Here is a 14,671-nt window from a genome sequence, read left to right on the forward strand (position 1 = left end):
CCGAGTATTGAGCGAACGCACGATGGGGTGACAGCGGTGAAAGGCTTTACAGCGAAGAAATTCATCCTACATCTGTAGGATAGCAATCGCTCATAACAATGTTGATCCCCAAACCTGCCTCAGCGGTCACGAAGCGTACCTGTATGCCATGCAGCAGATTGTGATTCCGGCACTGGAGCGTTTCGAGCCTGAGTTGGTCATCGTAGCCTGCGGCTATGACGCCAACGCCGTCGACCCGCTGGCACGCATGCTGCTGCACAGTGACTCGTTCCGCATGATGACCCGCCTGCTGCGCCAGGCCGCCGAGCGTATGTGCCAAGGCCGGCTGGTTCTGGTGCATGAAGGAGGCTACAGCGAAGCCTATGTGCCGTTTTGTGGGTTGGCGGCATTGGAGGCACTGTCCGGTATTAGAACGACAGTCAGCGACCCCATGCTGGAATGGCTTTGGGCCAAAGGCCTTTGCAGCGGATCTAATTGCTACGTCGCCTTCCAGTCCAAAGCTGCGCGCAGCCTCCTCGTCCTTAACTGAAGAGGGTTCTGCATGCCCTTGTTCTTTCGCAAGAGCCTGCATGGGCCAAGAGGCGGTCGATATGTCATTACCTCATTGGGTAACAAGCGCTACGGCGTCTGAATCTGTCTGCGGAGAATGGATCGTCAAGTCTCGGATCCATGCGAGGGAGGCGCCACTCCGTAGCGGCTAAAGCGAGGATGACGCTGGCCGATAACCTCACAAGGATGCCAGGGATCGTCGGCGTTTAATCTACCGGACCGACTTATCATGCAGCTCCTTCCCTTTAAAAGCCTACGGGCAAAATTCGCGATTGTAGTTGCCCTCGCCGTGCTAGTCCTCACTTGCATTTTCGGTAGTGTCATTGGCGCCTCCGCCATTTCCCGGCATAAAGAACAGACGGGACATCAGCTCGTTGAATATGCCGCCTCGATGATTGACCGCCTTGATCGTGACATGCACAGCCGCTCCAAGGAACTCAGCGTCCTGAGTGCGCTGGAGGCACTGCGCAACCCTGCCAACGTAGGTGAAGCAAGAAGTCTGCTCAACGACCTCAACGCCCAATTCCCGAGCTATTCATGGATTGGACTCACTGACGCTCAAGGAACGGTCGTTGCTTCGACCGGTCGTTTGCTTGAAGGCGTCAGCATCGCGCATCGGCCAGTCTTCATGGAGGGGCAGGACAAAACGTTTGTTGGGGACGTGCACGAAGCCGTAATGCTCGCCAAGCTTTTGCCCAACCCTTCGGGGGAAGCAATGAAATTCGTCGATATCAGCATGCCGGTACAAGATAAAGCCGGACATTTTATCGGCGTACTGGCCACTCACCTCTCGTGGCAATGGGCCGCAGAAATAGGCCGAACCATGTTCGAGCCTTTGAAAAACAGCCTTCCCGGTTTGGAGTTTTTGGTCATCAGCAAAGACGGCACGGTCTTGCTCGGCCCCAAGCACCTTATCGGCAAACCTAATGAGGCCGGCATTGCTCATAACAGTGAGACCCGATGGTCGGTGAGCCAATGGGAGGATGGAAAAACCTATGTAGTGGGCGCTGCTGAAAGCAAAGGAATTGATGGTTACCCTGGTTTGGGCTGGTCCGTTGTGACACGTCAGCCGGCAGAAGTCGCCTTTGCAGAGGCCAATGGACTGCGCGCGGAAATACTGCTTTGGGGGAGCATGTTGTCGATCGCTTTTGCTGTGCTTGGATGGTTCGTGGCGGGCGTCATCACTGGACCACTAAACCGAATAGCTGAGGCTGCCACGCTTCTCTCCGAAGGGGCCGATGTGGACATTCCGCTGGTGAAAGGCAGTATTGAAGTAGAAAAGCTGAGCATGGTCATTCGACACTTGGTTGAAAGCCTGACGCAAAAGAAGGGGCAATTGGCTCTCATCAAGGGGGTAGCCTATCGCGATACGGTGACAGGTTTGCCGAATCGCGCCGCGTTGGAAAACTACGTCAAGAATATAGAAAATGAGCCCGGTCAGCAGCCTGCTTTTGGCGTGTTATGCCTGGACCTGGATGGCTTCAAGCCAGTGAACGATTGTTTTGGACATGCTGTTGGGGATGCCCTGCTTCATGCCGTTGGCCAACGTCTTTCAACAACCGTGCGCGACGGTGACATTGCGGTACGCCACGGCGGTGACGAGTTCGTCCTGCTGCTGCGGTTGAGGGCGGGCGAATCATTGGCAAACGTGCAGAGCGCTGCTCAACGCATCATTACAAAGCTCGCAGAGCCGGTCCTGCTTGCAGGCGAGGTAATCAGGGTAGGCTGTAGCATCGGAGGCGCACTGTGGACAGAGGGCGACTTTACTGACGCGCTGGGTAAGGCCGATGAAGCGCTATACGGAGCTAAGCGGGCCGGCAAATCCCAAGCGCAATTTCATGAACCCACAGAACTTACAAATAACTTGGTCAGCGAGACTGAGTCAGTGAAGGACTAAGATAGGTCAGAAGGTGTAAACCTTATTCAGGACGAGACAGCGCGTGCCGCCCTAAACAACAGCGCTCATACGGAAATAGACTGTAGCAGCCATCACTGCCACTGCAATCACAGCCAACAGGCCTTCGCGTTTCAACAGGTGCCAAGGTAACTGCCCGACCCTCAGTCTTAGCGCTCGTAATGCTCGAGCCCACATTGAAGCCTTGCCGCCGCTCAGTGCGTCATTCGTGAAGTAGATCGTACCGAGGAACACCACCACTGGGCTTACCCAACGCAGCCACAGGACATCACTGGACCATGCGCATGCCAGGGCTGCGGGCACTGCACTGGGGAGTACGTGGCGGAGCAACAAGAGCCCGGCGCCTTGTCGGTACCAGCGCCGCGGTAGTAACAATCGACTGATCAGCACATCCAAACGCCCCGCTACCACAGCCACCCTAGCCCAAACATGGTATGCCTTCATGCCGATCCAGTTCACGAACATCATCATCAGCGGCATTAACAACAGCACGCCCACCCCATCTTTCTTCATCGGTCCGAAGAACACCGAAACGATAAGCACGGCAGACAGCGCCACCCATAGAAAAAGGTAGACTCTTCCATAGCTCGTGGGTGGTAACCACTCCCGCCAGTTGTCGAGTGGTTGCAACCCAAGGCGCTGGGGCAATTCAGGATATTGATATTCGATGGCTTGCGCGAGCTCTGCAAAACGTTGCCAGTCGAGGCCGCTAAAGCCGTCAGCCATTTCACGACGGCGGCGGTCAGTCATGGGTTTGAACAGCATAGCGGCCGCCTGCCCGTGCATCTTATCGTCGTCGAACCTGGCCAAATCGCTGAGTACGGTCTCTGCCAAGGCGTGTGCCTCGCATCGCCGGATCAGGCGATCCCAGCGCCCGTACTCGCATGGCAGGTTGCCCTGGGTTTCGTCCCAGCCCATGACCTGGCACACCCCATCGAAGAAGGTTGGCGACCATCCCTCTGCGGATTCGAGCCAATCCAAAATACTCTGCTCGAACTGCTGCCGGCGCTCGAACGACAATAGCCAATCGCTCGCCAGCCAAAGGCGTAGCGCATCCATTACTTGACGGTCTTTGCCCTCAGCCAACCACTGCTGCATCTGACTCAGGGACGGTTCCGGTGGGCTGACGGTCGTTGGAATGTCGACGCGCTCTCTGAGGATGACCAGCGTGGGATCTTCCGCCGGCGGGTAGCGCTCGGCGGGTGACGCGCTTAAGGCTGACGGGGCGTAAACAACTTTCCCTCCGGCCTGCGCACGCCAGCGCGCCTCAGCCAACGAGGCTTCATAGGCTTCACGAAGGCGCTGGAACTCATTGGGGTTTTCGTCTGGACGGTGGATTTTGAGCAACCGTGCATAGGCGCGCTTGATGCTGCGTTCGTCCGCGTCCGGGGTGAGGCCCAGCACTTGCCAATGACTCATGGCGGCTTAACCCTCTTGCTCGAAATGAGCAAGGCGCTGGGTAATATCGACACGGGCTTTACGGATCCGGTGTTCATCCTGAGTGTCGAGCATTTGCTGAAAATGGTTCGCCAGCCCGGCAATGTACGACCGGCCGTCGCCGAGGCTTTCTTGATAAAGGCGGTCCAATCGAGCCAGCAGCAGGGTATTGATCTGCTGGTCGCGCGGGTGCACTTTCAGCGCTTCGAGGGCGGCCAGCCGTTGCGCGACTTCTTCGGGAGCCAGTACGCCAGGATTGTTCTCGATAACCAGCCGGCGGGTTTCGCCATTGATGGGCGAATGCACCTGGGCTTCGAGCAAACCGTTATTGTCGTAGGTGAAGCGTACGTCCAGCGTGACCTCGCCGGCCTTGCGCGGTGGTACGGGAATTTCCAGTTCACCGAGGAAAATGTTGTTGGCCACCAACCGGCTTTCGCCCTGGTAGATACACAGCCTGACCACCTTCTGGTTATCGCTGACGGTCGACACGTCACGGGAACGGCTCACGGGCACCACAGTGTTGCGCTCGATGATTGGCAGGTAGTGACCGCTTTGGTAATCGGTACCTAGCTGTACTACGGTCTCGATCCCCAAGGTATAGGGGCATACATCGGTAAGAACCACTTCCTCCAGGGAAGCATGGCGCGCCTGTAGCGCCGCCTGGATGGCCGCTCCCTGCGCAACAACCTCGTCCGGGTTGAGCTGCATTGCCGGAATTCGCCCGAAGAGAGCCGCGACCAACTTACGCACCAGCGGCATGCGCGTGGTGCCGCCCACCAACAATATTTCGTCCAGATCCGCGACCTTGATCCGGGCATCGCGCAGCGCGCGTTCGATCGGCGTGCGCAGGCGGTCCAACAAAGGCTGGACGATGTCCGCCAGATCGCTCTGGGTCAGTTTCAGACTCCACTCCCGCGTTTGCTCGCGAAGGATAAAGTGGGCGACTTGCGCTTGCCCCAATGCATGACGAACACGCTGAGCCTCACGCCGCAACCGCTGTGCTATGGCGGGGAGGGTTATGTCGGGGAGATCAGCGGCACCGATTTTGGCGATGAAGTGCTCCACGAGCCGGTCATCGAAATCTTCACCCCCAAGAAAGTTGTCCCCCGCGCTGGCGCGCACTTCCATGACGCCCTCGAACAGCTCCAAGATGGACACATCAAAGGTGCCACCACCGAGATCGAACACCAGGAAGGTCGTTTCCTTTCGCTCTTGAAGGCCATAGGCCAAGGCTGCGGCAGTAGGTTCGTTGATAAGCTTTCCGATCTTCAGTCCGGCCAACTCACCAGCAATACGGGTAGCCTTGCGCTGCGCGTCGCTGAAATAAGCAGGTACGCTGATCACCGCTTCGTGAACAGGTTCGCCTAGTGCACGTTCGGCATCGGCCTTGAGGCTGCGTAGCAACATCGCCGAGAGTTCTTCCGCACGGTAAGCGCGCCCGCTCAGCATCGTTTCACGGGAGCTGCCCATGTAACGCTTGAATAGAGACGTGGTGAGGTGCGGGTGGGTATGCAGCCGTTCGCGGGCAATTTCCCCGGCGATCAGTTGGCCGTGGTCGTCGAGGCCAACGATGCTTGGCGTGAGAAGATTGCCCAAGGCATTGGGGAGTAGCCTGGCGCGTTCGCCATCCCAAGCAGCCACTAGGCTGTTGGTAGTGCCCAGGTCGATACCTATGATCACAGTCACTTTTCCTTAAATGAGGCGACCGGCCAATAGCGGACCTTGGTCGAAGACCCAGTCATCACACTGGACAAGGTTGCGGATTCACGGTCGGGATTATCGGCAGAGCTGATGGCGGCTTTAACCCGTCCGCATTACCTTTTGCGGGATCGGAGAAAATTGCCAACATCAGTCAAACACGCCAGCGATACCAGACGCTAATCCTCACAGCGTTGCGAGCTATCGCCAAAATCGCGACGAATTTACACTAACTCTTCGCCGCCATCACCTCATCCACTCACGCCAGTTTGCAAACCAGCGTCTCAGGGAACGGTCAATCTGTACTGATCGAAATGTTGACTATGTAAATCTGTCGCAACGCCTCCACCACTGCGCCATTGCTCGTAGATCCACCTACCGCAACATCCGTCAGGCTAGCCGAATTTACGAATGATCCACCGATAGCCGCTGTTGAACAGCAAACGCCTCAATCGCGGCGCAAAAGCGTATTCGGCGCAACACCAAACGCCTTGCGAAACGCATGGCTGAAGTGGGAGAAGTCAGAAAAGCCGAAGTCCAGCGCCGCCTGGGACACACTGCGCACCTGACCGCGCTCAATCGCTTCACGGCTGGCATTCAGGCGCTCTTTCCAGATCTCTGCCACGGGGGTCTTCTGGTACCGGGCGAACGCGCGCGTGACGGTGCGGGTGGACACATTGTGAGCCTGGGCGATGACTTCAATCGACAGGTCCGGTTCGGTCAAATGCCGTTGGATGTACTTCATGATGCGGCCGTACAGGTCCAGTTCCTGGTGAGTGGTGTTCAGGTCCTGGAGTTCCAGGCTGATCACCAGCAGGTCAAGCAAGGCCGCCGAATAACGCTTGGCGATGTGCTCATCCTGCAACGACGCCGGCGTGCTCGCGGCCTGACGCAGCATTTCACGCAAGGGAATGACGCCAGGGCGGCGGTCGTCGAGAACCATCGCGGTGTACTCCGCAATACGCGGCAGACGCTCGGTCAGCAACGCTCGCGGAATACGCACCAGGTGATTTTCGGTACCACCGAAGCTGAATCGAAACGCTTGGGTTGCGTCATAAAGAAACAAATTCCCCGCTGCCAGGTTGGCTTTTCTTGAGCCTTGTTCAATTTGGCCATGGCCATTTCGGGCGAAGCCCAACCACAAATCTTCGGCTGGACCGCTGCGCAGGTGCCGCTCGGAACGCTCCCAATAATGCAGTGGCGAGGACAGCGAACAAAGGTCCAGATCGCCGACGGTATTGACCGCGAGCGCGCCGTCAAAACTGCTCTGGGACAAGGGTTTGCTATCGGCCGCCAGGCAATGGCGGCAGACCACTTCTTTCCAGTAATCAAAGCGACGTGGTGCAGGAACGGCAAGGGTCGAATACTGAGTGCTTGGGTTCATGGCACGGACCTCGGTACAGCGATGTAGTAACAGCGCGAGAAGGTGTAACTGGCTTGTCACGTTTAGCAATTAATAGGCCAAACGCATTCCCGTCGTATTCAGACGCTCAGCCTGGTTGAACGCGAGTCGGGGTGGCAAGTGGCGCCCTCGTCATGCCCATTTATAGGCACCGGCGCACCAACGCCGGTCACGGATGGACCATCAGTTCCAGCGTGTCTTTTCCAACCAAACGGTTGTCTCGACGAACCAAGCGGTCGCTCGCCGTCCCGCCTAATTTCCTCCTCACAGCAGCTCATGCCCCCCGCTGATGAGGCACGCCATGCAACGACGATACGCACAACGATTGGCTGATTCCTCCTGGCTTCTGCAGGTACGCGACCTGGTGCCCGAAGAGTCGATTTACTGGTTGATTGAGTGGGGAGCCATGCAGTTGCTGCAGCGCGCAGCCAAGCGCTGGAGCGCTGACGCCCACCCGCAGGCCTGAACAACAAATAACGAGGAGCTCACTATGGAATCCGCAATCGACACCCATCTCAAATGCCCACGCACCCTGTCCCGCCGGGTGCCCGACGAGTATCAACCACCGTTCCCGATGTGGGTCGCCCGCGCTGACGAGCAGTTGGAACAGGTGGTGATGGCTTACCTCGGCGTGCAATATCGGGGCGAGGCCCAGCGCGAGGCCGCGCTGCAGGCCATGCGTCATATCGTCGGCAGTTTCAGCCTGGCCGATGGCCCGCAGACCCATGATTTGACCCACCACACCGACAGCAGCGGCTTCGACAATCTGATTGTCGTCGGCTACTGGAAAGACCCTGGCGCCCATTGCCGCTGGCTGCGCTCGGCGCCGGTGAACGACTGGTGGGCCTCAAAGGATCGCCTCCGTGACGGCCTGGGCTATTTCCGCGAAATCAGCGCACCGCGCGCCGAGCAGTTCGAGACGCTGTACGCCTTCCAGGACAACCTGCCCGGTGTCGGCGCGATCATGGATGCAACCAGTGGTGAAATCGAGGAGCACGGTTACTGGGGCTCAATGCGCGACCGCTTCCCAATCTCCCAGACAGACTGGATGAAGCCCACGACCGAGCTGCAAGTGGTCGCGGGGGACCCGGCCAAGGGTGGGCGTGTCGTGGTCATGGGGCATGACAACCTCACACTGATTCGCTCAGGCCAGGACTGGGCGGATGCCGAGGCGGACGAACGCTCGCTGTACCTCGACGAAATCTTGCCGACCCTGCAGGACGGCATGGACTTCCTGCGTGACAACGGCCAACCCTTGGGCTGCTACAGCAACCGGTTCGTACGCAATATCGACCTGGACGGTAACTTTCTCGACGTCAGCTACAACATCGGTCACTGGCGTTCGGTGGAGAAACTCGAACGCTGGGCCGAGTCGCACCCTACCCACCTGCGTATTTTCGTGACGTTCTTCCGCGTGGCCGCCGGTTTGAAAAAGTTACGGCTGTACCACGAAGTGTCGGTATCGGACGCCAAGAGCCAGCTATTCGAATACATCAACTGCCATCCGCACACAGGGATGCTGCGGGACGCGCAATCGGCAACCGCCTGAGCGTCTCCACGCTAAACGTGCACTTTCAATGGCTGCCACCTTATCAGGTGGCAAGGCATCCCTTTGCGAGGAACAAACCATGAACAAGATCCGTCTGCTGACACTCACCACGGTATTACCCGTGCTCCAGGCACATGCCGTTGAGGTCGCCCCCGGCGACTATGAGCAATACCCCGTGGGCGCCACCATCGGTGCGATCTATTACCAACACTCCACCACCGACTCGACCTACGCCAACGGACATAAGGTGAGCTCGGATTTCAGGCTGACTTCGGACGTCGGCATCCTGCGTCTGCTGCATGTGTATGCGTTGAGCGACACCGTCACCATCGACCCCCAGTTCCTGTTGCCCTTCGGGCACGTCTCCAGCGACGGTGACGCATCGGCGCTGGGCAGTACGCGCGGGATTGGCGACTTGATCCTGACCGCACCGGTGAAGTGGCGGTTCAACGATGCTCGCGACACCCTCAGTATCGCCCCTTATGTATTTGTCCCCACGGGCACCTACGACAAAGATGACGCGCTCAACATCGGTGAGAACCGCTGGAAATTCGAACTGCAAAGTGCCTACGTCAAGCACTTCACGGAACACTGGGCGATGGACGTGGTGGGTGGCGCGACCTGGTATGGCGATAACACCGATTACGGTGCCAATGCCGACCGGCTCGAACAGGACGTTTCCTACGCAGCACAGGTGATGGGGCGCTATATGCCTGACGCCACCACTACGTTCGGGATCGGCTTCGGGCGAACCTGGGGCGGTGAGACCAACGTCGAGCACGTCAACCAGGATAACGAATTGGGCACCACCAACGTGCGCCTTACGACCACCAAGTTCGTCACCCCCCAGGATCAGATCCAGCTGCAATTGGGCAAGGATCTGTCGGTGGACAACGGCGCCAGGGAGGACTTCCGGCTGAACCTGCGCTATGCGCGCGTGTTTTAAGTCACTCTTGCAACCAGCGACCGGCGGCCCCTCGCGCGCGCTGCGCCGGGGTGTCCGGCCCAGCCAAGTCGTTGTCCGTTTCAACCAAGCCTCTGCCCGCAGGCGCGGATTATCTTGAGCGCCAGGCCACTTACGATAAGGACTGCCCTCCATGGCAATCGTTCGCCCCACCCTTGAGCAGCTACTGGACATTACGAGTCGCCTGCATATGCGGCTCAGCCCCGAGCAAGCCAGTGAATACCTGACCCTTATGCAGGCGAGCTTCGACGCCTATGACCTGATTGACGAACTGCCCGACTTCATCCCGCCCACGCGTTACGAACGCAGTGCGGGCTATCGCCCCTCGGCGGCGCACAACCCGCTCAACGCCTGGTATTACCGCACTGAAGTCAGCGGTGCCCGCGAAGGCAAACTGGCGGGCAAAACGGTTGCGCTCAAGGACAATATCTCTCTGGCCGGCGTCCCCATGATGAACGGCGCCAAGCCGCTGGAGGGCTTTGTCCCCTCGTTCGACGCCACCGTTGTCACCCGCTTGCTGGATGCGGGCGCAACCATCCTCGGCAAAGCCACCTGTGAGCATTATTGCTTGTCCGGCGGCAGCCACACGTCCGATCCGGCGCCGGTGCACAACCCCTACCGCCACGGCTTTGCCTCGGGTGGCTCGTCCTCCGGCAGCGCGGCGCTGGTTGCCGCGGGCGAGGTCGACCTGGCGGTGGGCGGAGATCAAGGCGGCTCCATCCGGATCCCTTCAGCATTCTGCGGCACCTACGGGATGAAACCGACCCACGGCCTGGTGCCTTACACCGGCATCATGGCCATCGAAGCAACCATTGACCATGCCGGCCCCATCACCGCCACGGTGCGCGACAACGCATTAATGCTGGAGGTCATGGCCGGCGCCGACGGCCTCGATCCGCGCCAAGCCGCGCCGCAGGTCGACACGTACAGCGACTATCTGGACCGTGGGGTGGAAGGGCTCAGGATCGGCGTCCTGCGCGAAGGCTTTGAACTGGCCAACCAGGACCCGCGTGTCGCCGCCTCGGTGCGCAATGCCATCGCCCAGTTTGCGCGGCTGGGCGCACAGGTGGAGGACGTGTCCGTTGCCGAACACACCATCGCGGGTTCCCTGTGGCACCCGATCGGTTGTGAAGGTTTGACCATGCAGATGATGCACGGCAACGGGGCCGGTTTTAACAGGAAAGGGCTGTATGACCTCGCGTTGCTGGACAAGCAAGCCGGATGGCGCGAGCAGGCGGATGACCTGTCCGCCTCCCTGAAACTGTGCATGTTCGTCGGCCAATACGGCGTCGAGCGCTACAACGGGCGTTTTTACGCCAAAGCGCAAAACCTCAGGCGGCTGGCACGCGCCGGTTATGACGCGGCCTTGGCACGCTATGACCTGCTGGTGATGCCGACCGTGCCGATCATTGCCCAGCCCCACCCGGAACCGGGTTGTTCGATCACCGATTACGTGGCGCGAGCCCTGGAAATGATCGGCAACGCCTCTGCCCAGGACATTACCGGTCATCCGGCCATGTCGATTCCCTGTGGCCTGGTGGAGGGGCTACCGGTCGGGCTCATGCTCGTGGGCAAACACTATGCCGAAGGCACGATTTACCAGGCTGCCGCCGCGTTCGAAGCGGCTGTCGACTGGAGAAACGCCTAGCCGGCTCGTCCCGTACAGCGCAAAAACAATAAAGCCGCCAGGCGCTGCTTCGAAGCTCAACGATGAGGAATCAACTGATGACCCCCTATGAAAAAACCACATCAACCCCGGGCGAACGCGCACAGGCGTTATTCCAGGTGCTCAAGCAAAAGAACCTGATCCCCGAGGGCTACATCGAACACATGACGCAACTGATGGCGCACGAATGGAGCCCACAGAATGGTGCCAGGGTGGTGGCCAAGGCCTGGGTCGATCCGCAGTTCCGGGCACTGTTGCTCAAGGATGGCACCACCGCGTGCGCCCAGTTCGGCTATACCGGCCCGCAGGGCGAGTACATCGTCGCACTGGAAGACACGCCCAGGGTCAAGAACGTCATTGTCTGCAGCCTGTGCTCGTGCACCAACTGGCCTGTCCTGGGCCTGCCGCCCGAGTGGTACAAGGGCTTCGAGTTCCGTGCGCGTCTGGTCCGGGAAGGACGCACCGTGCTACGCGAACTGGGGACGGAGTTGCCGGGCGACGTGGTGGTCAAGGTCTGGGACACCAGCGCCGAAACCCGTTACCTGGTGCTGCCGGTAAGGCCTGAAGGCTCCGAGCACATGAATGAAGAGCAGCTTCAGAAACTGGTGACCAAAGACGTGCTGATTGGCGTCGCCCTGCCCCAAGTCGACTGAGCAAGACAACTCATCATTGTTCAATTCCCGGAGTTTTCATTATGGATGGCTTTCACGATCTCGGCGGTTTCCAAGGCTTTGGCAAAGTCCCTCACACCATCAATAGCCTGAGCTACCAACCCGTATTCAAGCAGGACTGGGAGCACCTGGCCTACAGCTTGATGTTCATCGGTGCCGATCACTTGAAGAAGTTCAGCGTGGACGAAGTGCGCCACGCCGTCGAACGTCTGGACGTTCGCCAACATGTCGGCACCCAGTACTACGAACGCTATGTCATCGCCACCGCCACCCTGCTGGTTGAAACAGGCGTGATCACCCAGGCCGAGCTCGATCAGGCCTTGGGTTCACACTTCAAGCTGGCAAACCCCGCGCATTCCAACGGACGCCCGGCGATCACCGGCCGCGCGCCCTTTGAGGTGGGCGACCGAGTGGTGGTGCGAGACGAGTATGTGGCCGGGCATATCCGCATGCCGGCCTACGTGCGCGGCAAGCAAGGCGTCGTCCTGCACCGCACCTCAGAAAAGTGGCCGTTCCCGGACGCGATTGGCCATGGCGATACGAGTGCGGCACATCAGCCGACCTACCACGTCGAGTTTCGCGTGAAAGACCTGTGGGGCGATGCGGCCGATGATGGTTTCGTGGTGGTCGACCTGTTCGAAAGCTATCTGGACCACGCCGACAGCACGGTGAGCGCATGATGAACGGCGCCCTGACAGGCCGACTGCCGGTGACGGTGCTTTCCGGCTTCCTCGGCGCCGGCAAGACCACCCTGCTCAACCATATCCTGCGCAACCGTGAAGGCCTGCGTGTGGCGGTCATCGTCAATGACATGAGCGACGTCAACATCGACGCCGCCGAGGTGCAGCGCGACGTGTCGCTGCACCGTGGTCGCGATGAGTTGATCGAGATGAGCAACGGTTGTATCTGCTGCACGCTGCGCGCCGATCTGCTGGAGCAGATCAGCGCCCTGGCACGCCAGCAGCGTTTCGATTACCTGCTCATAGAATCCACCGGCATCTCTGAACCGATGCCGGTCGCGGAGACGTTCGCCTTCCTGGACGCCGAGGGCTTCAGCCTCAGCGAACTGGCACGGCTCGATACATTGGTGACGGTGGTCGATGGCAGCCGTTTTCAGGCGCTGCTCGAATCACCGGACACGGTTGCCCGCGACGACGCACTGGACACGCCAAAGCGCTCTCTGGCGGATCTCCTGATCGAGCAGGTGGAGTACGCCAACGTCATTCTTGTCAACAAACTGGACCTGCTCGATGAAGCGGGTTACCAGGCCATACATGCGATCCTCGCGGGTCTTAACCCCACCGCGCGGATCGTGCCGATGGCGCACGGCAATACCGAGTTATCCGGCCTCCTCGGTACCCACCTGTTTGATTTACCCAGCCTTGCGGCGTCGCCGGGCTGGATGAGGCAGATGGAAGCCACCGACGCGGCAGCCTCCGAGTCGGACACCTATGGCGTGACATCCTGGGTATACCGCGAACGCGCGCCTTTTCACCCACAGCGCCTGCTCGACTTTCTCAGCCGCCCCTGGAGCAACGGGCGCCTGTTGCGCAGCAAAGGTTATTTCTGGCTCGCCAGCCGACACCTGGAAACCGGTCTGCTGGCGCAAAGCGGCAGGCAGTTCCAGTGGGACTATGTCGGGCGCTGGTGGAACTTCATCGAGCCGTCACAATGGCCGCGGGATGAATACCGGTTGCAGAGTCTGATGGCCAAGTGGGACAGCGTTGTCGGCGACTGCCGGCAAGAGTTGGTCTTCATCGGCCAGGACCTGGATACCCACGCGTTGCAGCGCGAACTCGACACCTGCCTGCTGAGTGCCGAGGAAATCGCCGCCGGCCCGTCTGCCTGGCAGGCTCTGCCGGGGGCGACAGCCTTTGACGCCCGGGCCTTATCAGCGCCGCCCCCCTTGCAGGCTGATCCCATTTGACCGAGGTAGAGGTGTTCCATGCTTTTTTTCAGCCGAACCACCCGCTGTTGCGCCGCATCCTGGCCGGCGTCGAGCGGTTGCTGCAAGAGCGGCGAGCCCTTAACGAGCAGTCCCGCGCGCTGACGTTGGAGGTGACCCAACTGGACGAGCGCCTGGCCCGCAGCGACAGGCATTTGCGGCACATTTCCTCCGCGATTATTGATGAGTGTCCGCCTCCTCTGCCGGATAAAACTCACCCTCCTTTCCCATCTTTTTCAGCCGCTCGCGCACGATCAGCTCAACGCTGGCCACTGCGGCCTGATCGTCAGGACTAACCAATTGCAAGCACAGGCGTCGGACATTCTGATCGTGGGTGCCCTCGCTGAGCATTTCGTGAGTGAAGACATGTTCCCCACGCCATAGACATAACAGGGTATGAGTCCCGCCGAGCCATATCTCGTTGATTGATCTAAGGTCAGTGGTAGCCAGTTGATCCACGGTGATTGTCTTATCCATTGCGCTGTGCCTTACCAATGAGCAGATACAGGTAGACTCGTTCCCAGCGTCGGCAGTTCAAGCGCGCCAATGGTGGTGAATCAAGCTCCGGATCAAGGTCGGACAATCAACCGCCCGGTCAGGTAAATCAGCTCGACGTTGCGTTGGACCTCTAGCTCCAAACGTCGGCTCGACTGGATGCGGTTGAGATAACCGTAGATGTAGCTCTTCAACAAGACCGAGGAATGGTTAGCAGGCCGGCCAGTATCAGTTGGGTCACTGATGCGCTGGCGGCAAGCGTAAGTGTGGTCCTGGATTTCCCAGCCACCCGCCAATGGTTACGCGGCTTGATCACAAGCTACTTCAGGGCTCCGGATGAGCAGGAGGGACTCCGGATTAAAATTCACAGCCTATGAGAG

General features: G+C 59.3%; 12 protein-coding genes and 2 pseudogenes. 9 read left to right on the forward strand and 5 right to left on the reverse strand.

Translation table 11 applies throughout. The features are described from left to right. Positions 1–121 precede the first annotated feature (121 nt). Both AAIS01_RS17270 and AAIS01_RS17275 read left to right on the forward strand, forming a co-directional pair. A pseudogene (locus AAIS01_RS17270) lies at positions 122–529 on the forward strand (class II histone deacetylase); the annotation flags it as partial. A gap of 249 nt (positions 530–778) precedes the next feature. After that, on the forward strand, positions 779–2,446 hold the full coding sequence (locus AAIS01_RS17275) for a diguanylate cyclase domain-containing protein (RefSeq protein WP_343469916.1): 1,668 nt from the start codon (positions 779–781) through the stop codon (positions 2,444–2,446). A gap of 51 nt (positions 2,447–2,497) precedes the next feature. Here the strand turns inward: AAIS01_RS17275 and AAIS01_RS17280 are convergent, their stop codons facing one another. From AAIS01_RS17280 to AAIS01_RS17290, 3 genes are all read right to left on the reverse strand, one after another. Continuing rightward, positions 2,498–3,883, reverse strand: a complete 1,386-nt coding sequence (locus tag AAIS01_RS17280; RefSeq protein WP_343469917.1) for a J domain-containing protein — start codon at positions 3,881–3,883, stop codon at positions 2,498–2,500. Positions 3,884–3,889: 6 nt separating this feature from the next. Continuing rightward, on the reverse strand, positions 3,890–5,581 hold the full coding sequence (locus AAIS01_RS17285) for an Hsp70 family protein (protein ID WP_343469918.1): 1,692 nt from the start codon (positions 5,579–5,581) through the stop codon (positions 3,890–3,892). A 466-nt stretch (positions 5,582–6,047) separates the two neighbouring features. Continuing rightward, positions 6,048–6,983 carry an AraC-like ligand-binding domain-containing protein gene (locus tag AAIS01_RS17290; protein WP_343469919.1) on the reverse strand — a complete coding sequence of 312 codons (936 nt, stop codon included), beginning with the start codon at positions 6,981–6,983 and terminating at the stop codon, positions 6,048–6,050. A 319-nt stretch (positions 6,984–7,302) separates the two neighbouring features. On the opposite strand from AAIS01_RS17290, the gene AAIS01_RS17295 reads away from it, so the two are divergent. The 7 genes from AAIS01_RS17295 to AAIS01_RS17325 all read left to right on the forward strand — a co-directional run bounded on the left by AAIS01_RS17295 (position 7,303) and on the right by AAIS01_RS17325 (position 13,778). After that, positions 7,303–7,467, forward strand: coding sequence for a hypothetical protein (locus AAIS01_RS17295; RefSeq protein ID WP_343469920.1), 165 nt, complete (start codon positions 7,303–7,305; stop codon positions 7,465–7,467). A gap of 24 nt (positions 7,468–7,491) precedes the next feature. Continuing rightward, a complete protein-coding gene (gene oxdA / locus AAIS01_RS17300; protein WP_343469922.1) occupies positions 7,492–8,550 on the forward strand; it encodes an aliphatic aldoxime dehydratase in 1,059 nt (352 codons plus the stop codon). A 79-nt stretch (positions 8,551–8,629) separates the two neighbouring features. Continuing rightward, positions 8,630–9,496: a transporter gene (locus AAIS01_RS17305; RefSeq protein ID WP_343469923.1), complete on the forward strand. Its 867-nt coding sequence runs from the start codon at positions 8,630–8,632 to the stop codon at positions 9,494–9,496. Positions 9,497–9,647: 151 nt separating this feature from the next. Then, complete coding sequence (locus AAIS01_RS17310; protein WP_343469924.1) at positions 9,648–11,162, forward strand: amidase; 1,515 nt, start codon at positions 9,648–9,650, stop codon at positions 11,160–11,162. A 77-nt stretch (positions 11,163–11,239) separates the two neighbouring features. Further along, positions 11,240–11,833 (forward strand): nitrile hydratase subunit alpha, encoded by a 594-nt coding sequence (gene nthA, locus AAIS01_RS17315; RefSeq protein ID WP_343469925.1) that lies wholly within the window; start codon positions 11,240–11,242, stop codon positions 11,831–11,833. 41 nt (positions 11,834–11,874) lie between these two features. Next, on the forward strand, positions 11,875–12,531 hold the full coding sequence (gene nthB / locus AAIS01_RS17320; RefSeq protein ID WP_343469926.1) for a nitrile hydratase subunit beta: 657 nt from the start codon (positions 11,875–11,877) through the stop codon (positions 12,529–12,531). Beyond that, positions 12,528–13,778, forward strand: coding sequence for a GTP-binding protein (locus AAIS01_RS17325; protein WP_343469927.1), 1,251 nt, complete (start codon positions 12,528–12,530; stop codon positions 13,776–13,778). Before nthB ends, AAIS01_RS17325 begins: the two co-directional genes overlap by 4 nt. Before the next feature lie 195 nt (positions 13,779–13,973). Here AAIS01_RS17325 and AAIS01_RS17330 read toward each other — a convergent pair whose 3' ends face one another. Both AAIS01_RS17330 and AAIS01_RS17335 read right to left on the reverse strand, forming a co-directional pair. Then, positions 13,974–14,273, reverse strand: coding sequence for a hypothetical protein (locus AAIS01_RS17330; protein ID WP_343469928.1), 300 nt, complete (start codon positions 14,271–14,273; stop codon positions 13,974–13,976). 104 nt (positions 14,274–14,377) lie between these two features. Further along, a pseudogene (locus AAIS01_RS17335) lies at positions 14,378–14,527 on the reverse strand (transposase); the annotation flags it as partial. Positions 14,528–14,671: the final 144 nt, after the last annotated feature.

Origin of the sequence: Pseudomonas halotolerans, from assembly GCF_039581215.1 — a bacterium.
GTDB classification, from domain to species: Bacteria; Pseudomonadota; Gammaproteobacteria; order Pseudomonadales; family Pseudomonadaceae; genus Aquipseudomonas; species Aquipseudomonas tehranensis.